The organism is Corallococcus llansteffanensis (genome assembly GCF_003612055.1).
GTDB lineage: Bacteria > Myxococcota > Myxococcia > Myxococcales > Myxococcaceae > Corallococcus > Corallococcus llansteffanensis.
Window position 1 is genome coordinate 1 of the sequence record NZ_RAWB01000549.1, and the last position, 6,649, is coordinate 6,649.

The window sequence follows — 6,649 nt, forward strand, 5'->3', positions numbered from 1 at the left end:
CCCCTCCCCTCCCCCGGGCCGCGCGTCAGCGGGCTCACGGGAGAGGGCGTGGACGCGCTCCGGACCTCCGTGCTCGCGCGGCTGTGGGGCGGTGGCACGCCCTCCGCGGTGGCCCTCGTCTCCGAGCGCCACGCGGACGCCCTGCGTCGTGCCGCCGAGGCGCTGGGCCGCGCGGAGGAGGCGTCGCGCGTGTCCACCCTGGAGGTCCTCTCCGGCGAGGTCGGGCTCGCGCTGGAGGCCCTGGGCGAAGTGTCCGGAACGAGCGTGTCCGATGCCCTTCTGGACACCCTTTTCCAGCGCTTCTGCATCGGGAAATAGCCCCCCGCCGGGCGCCGGCCGGCATGTCAGACCCCTCCCTAGAATGCCTCGCGTTACCCGGCGCTCCCCGAGGATTCATGACGGCACTCCAGCACCTTCAGCCCACCTCCCACTCCCTGCTCTCGGCGCTGCCGTCGGGCTGGGTGGGTGAAATCCTCGATGGCGAGCTGGTGGCCTCGCCCCGCCCCTCCGTGGCGCCCGCGCGCGCGGCCTTCATGATGGGCGTGGAGCTGGGAGAGCGGTTGGACAAGCGTCGGGGTGGCAACGGCCGCTGGTGCTTCCTGCGGGCCCCGGAGCTGCACCTGGGCGAGGACCTCCTCGTGCCCGACCTGGCCGGCTGGCGCCGCGAGCGCGTGGCCGCCCCACCGGAGCCGGGCGCTGGCTTCTTCAACCTCGTGCCGGACTGGGTCTGCGAGGTGCTCACCCCCGCCACCACCGGGCTGGACCGGGCGCGCAAGCTGCCCCTGTACGCGCGGGCCGGCGTCTCCTTCGTGTGGCTCGTGGATCCGCTCGCGCGCACGCTGGAGGTCTACCAGCGCGTCAAGCGCGGCTGGCTCCTCACCGCGAGCCACGAGGACGACGCCCTGGTGCGCGCCGAGCCCTTCCCTTCCGTTCCCCTGGAGCTGGGGTCGCTCTGGCTTCCCGATGTGCCGGAGGAGCTGCCCCGGCTCCTCGCGGTGCCCTGAGGAGTGAACGGCGCGGGCCCGAAGACGCCCCCGGGCCCGTCAGCTCGCGTGCTTGAGGCGCGCTTCGTCGGACGCGCGCGACAGCCGCCGCACCGCGCGCACCAGGAGATCCGGATCCACCGGCGCCGCCAGGAAGCCCCGCGCGTGCACCGCCTGCGCCCGGGGCAGGTCCCGCTCCGGAACCTTGCCCGCCACCAGCACCTGCGCGCGCAGCCGCTGGGCCAGCACCTCCATCGCGGGCAGCGGCGCCACCACCACCTGCGTCTCCACCGCGGCGCACACGTCCCCGGTGCTCGCCACCTTCACCGTGAAGCCCTCCGCGCCCAGCACCTTCACCAGCCCGGCCGCCGCCTCCGCGCCCCAGCCGTACACCAGCACCTGCTCCTGCACCGCCACGCGCGCCTCGCGCACCGGCACCCGCACGGCCTCCAGGGGCGCCAGCATGGGGAGCGCTTCCCCCGGGGCCTCCATCGGAGCCTCCAGGGTCGTCAGCTCCGCCAGGGACGTGCCCGTCACCAGGGGCAGCGACTCGTCCCACTCGGGCAGGGAGAAGCCCTCCATGCCGGGACGGCGCTGGGGCGTCGCCGGCTCGCCCCGGTACAGCCTCCCGATGGCGCGGTTCAGCGCCGCGTCCGTGGCCAGCAGGGGCACGACCCGCGCCTTGCCGGACACGCTCTTCACCACGTCCAGCGCCGCCAGACTGGCGGGCGCGGCGATGGCCACCACCAGCGCCGTGTCGCGGAGACCCTGGCCCTCCAGCCGCAGCGGCACCACCCGGTGCGCCTCCGCCACCTTGCAGGGAATCCACTTGGCGAGCGAGGCGTCCAGCGGTTGGGCGTCCAGATCCACCGACCCCACCCCGGACTGCGCCGCCAACGCGGACAGCACCGCCTCCGCCGTGCAGAAGCGTTGATCCACCACCACCTGGCCCAGGGCCACGCCCCACTTGCGCTGGTACGCCAGCGCCGACTGCAACTGCATCGAATCCACCACACCCCGAGCGAGCAGGATGTCCCCCAAGCGCTTCTTCATTGCGTGCTCTCCTCGGCCCCCCTCGATGCTCTGGCCGGGTCGACCTGCCACCACCACTTCCCTCTACCGCAAGGAAGTGTAAAATTACAGCTAAACCAAAGACCGCAGACCTGCCGCGCCACGCCCGTGATTCCCCGGGGGCTGCCGTCCTTCAACGGACGAAGCCCCAATCCTTGAAGGGGGGACGACAAAGCGGACGTTCATCGGTAGACCTGAGGGTGGCCAACTGTCGGAGACGTTCCTAGGCTGTACGCATGGGTGATGTGTGCCTGAGAGAATTCGTGCGGATGCTCCGCGCGCGTCGAGCGTCCCCCGGAGGTCTGGCGGGCGTGGACACGGCCATGGCCGGGCTCCAGGTGGATCCGGCCAGTCTCAAGCCCTATCTCCACTTCCTGCCGGGGCGCTACACCCGCAACCTCGTCCACCGGGACGAGGGGATGGAGATCATCCTCAACTGCTGGTCGCCGGGCGTGTCGTCTCCCATCCACGACCATGACGGCCAGGAGTGCTGGTTCAGCGTCCAGCGCGGCCAGTTCCTGCTGGAGAACTACCCGCTGCTGGAGGGTGGCACCGGGCCCGGCATGGCGCGGCTGGGCCTGCCGGAGCGGGTGGGCCCGGTGGGCGCGGGCCACGTGGACTTTCGCGACAACGGCGCGTCCATCCACCGCGTGTGCTCCACCAGCGCCCAGGGCGTGACGCTGCACGTCTACGCCGGACCGGTGGCGAACTGCCTCGTCTTCGACCCGCGCCGCCACCGCTGCGCGACGCACGCCCTGCGCTACCACAGCGTCTTCGGGCGGCCGGTGCGGCCCAACGAGGGCCGCCCCATCCTGCCCCTGCACGTCTGAGCCCCAGCGGCTACCAGCGCACCTCCGGCATCGGGGCGTAGAGCATGCGGGCCCCCGGGCCCTGCTCCGTGAGCCCCAGCTTCGCGCCCACCCGGTACACGGCCCGCACCTGCTCCAGCACCCGGGGCGCGACGCCCGCCTGGGCCCCGGCCGCGTCGTCATCGCTGTTGTCCGCGTCGTTCTTGCCCAGGAGCTCCGACAGCACCTGGCCCGTGGCCTTGGGGCGCGGGAACACCTGGAGGCGCACCGGGGCGTCCTTGGAGAGCTTCGCGGCCTCCCTCGCCAGCTCCAGCGCCTTCGCGTAGCCGCCGAGCGCGTCCACCAGCCCTCGCTCCAGTGCATCCTCGCCCGTCCACACGCGGCCCTTCGCCACCGCCTGCAGCTTCTCCAGCGGCATGTTGCGCGCCTGGGCCGCCCGGCTGGTGAAGTCCAGGTAGATATCGTCCAGCTCGGACTCGAACTGCGCGCGCTGCTCGGGGGTGAAGTCCAGGTCGGTGCTGCCGAAGGTCGCGTTGCGGCCGAAGGCGATGGTGTCGAAGTTCACGCCGAACTTCGCCCAGAAGTCCGCGGTGACGAACTTGCCGTTGTACACGCCGATGCTCCCCGTCAGCGTGCCCGGCTGCGCGACGATTTTATCCGCGCCCATGGCCACGTAGTAGCCGCCGCTGGCCGCGTACGAGCCCATGGAGACGATGACCGGCTTGCCCGCCTCGCGCGCGCGCTGCACCTCGCGGCGCACGGTGTCGCTCGCGGAGTAGCTGCCGCCCGGGCTGTCCACGCGGAAGAGGATGGCCTTCACGTTCGGGTCCTCCACCGCCTTGCGGAAGGCCGCCGCCACCGTGTCGCCGCCCATCACCTGGCCGCCGGAGAGCGGGTTGGACTGGCTCTTGCCGCGGAGCACCTCGCCCACGCCGTAGATGAGGGCGATGGTCGTCCCCGTCTGGTGCGGCCGGCCCGCGCGCTCCAGGTACTTGTCCACGTAGAGGAACTGGGCCCCGTCGCCGGCCTGCTGCTTCAGCTCGTCGTAGATTTCGTCCCGGTAGCGCAGCCCGTCCACCAGCTTCGCGTCCACGGCCTTCTGGCCCATGAAGGGCGCGCGGTCGATGAGGGCGCGCACCTCGTCCTCGGTGAGCTTGCGGCCCTCGGCCACGCCCTTCACCACCTGGCGGAAGAGGCTGCCGCCGTAGGACTCCGTGGCCTCGCGCTGCGCGGCGCCGTAGGCGTCGTCGGTGAAGGTGTTGACGGCGTTCTTGTACTCGGCGCGCTTGCCGTACTCCGCCTTCACGCCGAACTTCGTGAAGGCCTCGCGCGCGAAGGGCGTCTCCAGCGCGATGCCGGTGAGCCCCACGTCCCCGGAGGGCTGGATGAAGACGGAGTCGAAGGCGCTCGCGAGGTAGTAGGCCCCGGTGCCGTTGCCCGCCTCCCCGAAGCCGTCTGCGTAGGCCACCGCCCGCTTGCCCGTCGCGCGGAAGGCCTTCACCGCGTCCCGCAGCTCCTGCACCTGCGCGGAGCTGCCCGGCTGCCCCACGCGCACCACCAGCGACTTCACCCGGGGGTCCTTGCCGGCCTGCTCCAGGGCCTCCACCACGTCCCGCAGCGACGTGGGCGCGTCCCCGAAGGCCCCCGCCAGCGACGTGTCCAGCGTGTACTCCGGCAGGGGCTGCTGCAGGTCCAGCTCCAGCACCAGGTTCGAGGGCACGCCCGGCTTGCTCGCCGATGCGAGCATCAACAACCCCACCACACCCACCACGAAGAGGACGGACAGCGCTCCAATGAAGGCCAGCGCGCCGATGAAGAAGCGTTTCATCCGGAAGGACTCCTGTGTCCACGTGCCCGAGGGACGGCCCCCCGACTCAGGGCGGCCTACCATCAAACGCACGCGCGCGACGATGCTTGCGTTCCATGCACCGTCCCAGGCGGACGCGAGGCGGCGCCCGCCCGTCCCGGTGGATGGGAGGCGGGCCGGCACCCGGTCCAGGGCACCGGCTGGCGGGGTGCACACCGTCCCCCCAGGGGCACTACGGTCCCCGAGCGAAGACCCTGGCGGCAGCCGGGCGCCCGCGCTCCTCTTCCCCGCTCGCCCCCGGGAGGCATGGGATGCAGAAGCGACGGTTGGGCAACTCCGACCTGGACGTCACGGTGCTGGGCTTTGGCGCGGGGGCCATTGGCGGTGCGGGCGGGGCGTTCGCCTGGGGGGCGCAGGACGACGCGCAATCCATTGAAGCCATCCAGCGCGCTCTGGATTCGGGCATCAACTGGATCGACACCGCGGCGGTGTATGGGTTGGGGCACTCGGAGGAGGTGGTGGCGGAGGCGCTGAAGGGCCGCTCCCCGCGCCCATATGTCTTCACCCAGTGCGGCATGACCTGGGATGGCCGGGGCAACGTCCGCCGTGTGCTCAAGGCGGACTCGGTGCGGCGGGAGTGCGAGGCGTCCCTGCGAAGGCTGAAGGTGGATGCCATTGACCTGTATCAGGTGCACTGGCCGGTGGAGTCCACGGCGGAGCTCGAGGAGGGCTGGACGGCGCTGGCGGAGCTGCAACGGCAGGGCAAGGTGCGCTGGCTGGGCGCGTCCAACTTCAATGTCTCCCAATTGGAGCGGGTGCGGCGCATCGCGCCGGTGACGTCGCTGCAGCCGCCCTACTCGCTCATCCGCCGCGACATCGAGCAGGACGTGCTGCCCTACTGCCAGCAGCAAGGCATGGGCGTCATCGTGTACTCACCCATGGCGTCGGGACTGCTCACCGGGGCGATGACGCGCGAGCGCATCCAGGCAATGCCAGACGACGACTGGCGCCGCCGCAGCCCGGACTTCCAGGAGCCGAAGCTGTCGCACCACCTGGCCCTGGTGGAGCGCATGCGGGGGCTGGGCGAGCGGCATGGCTGCTCCGTGGCGGAGGTGGCCATCGCCTGGGTGCTGCGGCATCCCGCCGTCACCGCCGCCATCGTCGGGGCGCGCAATGGCAAGCAGGTGGATGGCTTCATCCAGGCCAGGCACTTCCGGCTCTCCTCCGAAGAGGTCCGCGAGCTGGAGGACGCGCTGCACGGAGGCGCCGTCGCGTTCCAGGACGAGGCCCACGTCTGACGGGCTCAGGGCTTCCCGGCTCCGTCCACGTGCAACTCCAGCGTGTCGATGCGCTGACGGTCGGACGCCTGGGCTTCCGCGAGCCGGTTCAGGGTTCGGCCCACCTGTTCGAACATCTTCCCGTGCACGCGCTTGATTCCGTTCACTTCCACCGAGAGCGCGAAGAGCTCCGTGGCGAGCTTTTCCACGTGCTCGGCAAGCATCTGGGTCTGCTGAGTGGCCCGCTTGAAGGCCCGGTCCGTCCGCGCGTACTGGATCCGCGCCTCCTCCTGCATTTCGCGAAACTCCTGCAGGAGCTTCATCACCACATCCCCGCCCATCGCCGTCGCCATTCCGTTCCTCCTCGTGGAGAGCGGGTCTCCTATCAACCCCTCCTGACATGGGGGATCCGGCCGTGCTCCGGAAGCGGATCCACGCCAGGATAGCGGACAACCTCCAGGGTTGGAAGCACGGAGCAGGACCTGCCAGGGGGCGCGGCGACGCTCGGGATGGCGGGACCCCGTGGGACGGTTAGAAGTCCCGTGCCCACTCCGTCGCACCCCGAGGACCGCATGCCGCGTCGTACCCCGCTCGCCCTGCTGGCCGTCCTGCTCCTGGCGGGCCCGCCCGTGTGGGCCCGCGCCCCGGCCGCGAAGCCCGCCGCCACCGCGCCCGCGCGCGCGCAGGCGAAGCCATCCGCCC

General features: G+C 71.6%; 6 protein-coding genes and 1 pseudogene. 4 read left to right on the plus strand and 3 right to left on the minus strand.

The genetic code is table 11. From position 1 onward, the window contains the following. A pseudogene (locus tag D7V93_RS34700) lies at positions 1 to 318 on the plus strand (tRNA uridine-5-carboxymethylaminomethyl(34) synthesis GTPase MnmE); the annotation flags it as partial. 77 nt (positions 319 to 395) lie between these two features. Beyond that, entirely contained in the window at positions 396 to 1,004 is a 609-nt protein-coding gene (locus D7V93_RS34705; RefSeq protein ID WP_120647453.1) for a Uma2 family endonuclease, read from the plus strand. Between the two features lie 39 nt (positions 1,005 to 1,043). Here D7V93_RS34705 and D7V93_RS34710 read toward each other — a convergent pair whose 3' ends face one another. Then, a complete protein-coding gene (locus D7V93_RS34710; RefSeq protein ID WP_120647454.1) occupies positions 1,044 to 2,036 on the minus strand; it encodes a GspE/PulE/PilB domain-containing protein in 993 nt (330 codons plus the stop codon). Positions 2,037 to 2,323: 287 nt separating this feature from the next. Between D7V93_RS34710 and D7V93_RS34715 the strand changes: the two genes are divergently transcribed. Continuing rightward, a complete protein-coding gene (locus tag D7V93_RS34715; protein ID WP_244237686.1) occupies positions 2,324 to 2,884 on the plus strand; it encodes a cysteine dioxygenase in 561 nt (186 codons plus the stop codon). A 10-nt stretch (positions 2,885 to 2,894) separates the two neighbouring features. On the opposite strand, the gene sppA is transcribed toward D7V93_RS34715, so the two are convergent. Beyond that, the gene (sppA, locus tag D7V93_RS34720; RefSeq protein ID WP_120647456.1) at positions 2,895 to 4,691 is read right to left on the minus strand and encodes a signal peptide peptidase SppA; all 1,797 of its coding nucleotides are present in this window, start codon (positions 4,689 to 4,691) and stop codon (positions 2,895 to 2,897) included. Between the two features lie 290 nt (positions 4,692 to 4,981). On the opposite strand from sppA, the gene D7V93_RS34725 reads away from it, so the two are divergent. Then, entirely contained in the window at positions 4,982 to 5,968 is a 987-nt protein-coding gene (locus tag D7V93_RS34725; protein ID WP_120647457.1) for an aldo/keto reductase, read from the plus strand. 5 nt (positions 5,969 to 5,973) lie between these two features. Here the strand turns inward: D7V93_RS34725 and D7V93_RS34730 are convergent, their stop codons facing one another. Then, entirely contained in the window at positions 5,974 to 6,300 is a 327-nt protein-coding gene (locus tag D7V93_RS34730) for a hypothetical protein (protein WP_120647458.1), read from the minus strand. Between the last annotated feature and the right edge of the window lie 349 nt (positions 6,301 to 6,649).

What these genes read in the sequence shown, in the direction of transcription:
- D7V93_RS34705 (WP_120647453.1), top strand. Translation starts at nt 396, where the DNA reads ATGACGGCACTCCAGCACCTTCAGCCCACCTCCCACTCCCTGCTCTCG.
- D7V93_RS34715 (WP_244237686.1), top strand. Translation starts at nt 2,324, where the DNA reads ATGCTCCGCGCGCGTCGAGCGTCCCCCGGAGGTCTGGCGGGCGTGGAC.
- D7V93_RS34730 (WP_120647458.1), bottom strand. Translation starts at nt 6,300, where the DNA reads ATGGCGACGGCGATGGGCGGGGATGTGGTGATGAAGCTCCTGCAGGAG.
- D7V93_RS34725 (WP_120647457.1), top strand. Translation starts at nt 4,982, where the DNA reads ATGCAGAAGCGACGGTTGGGCAACTCCGACCTGGACGTCACGGTGCTG.
- sppA (WP_120647456.1), bottom strand. Translation starts at nt 4,691, where the DNA reads ATGAAACGCTTCTTCATCGGCGCGCTGGCCTTCATTGGAGCGCTGTCC.
- D7V93_RS34710 (WP_120647454.1), bottom strand. Translation starts at nt 2,036, where the DNA reads ATGAAGAAGCGCTTGGGGGACATCCTGCTCGCTCGGGGTGTGGTGGAT.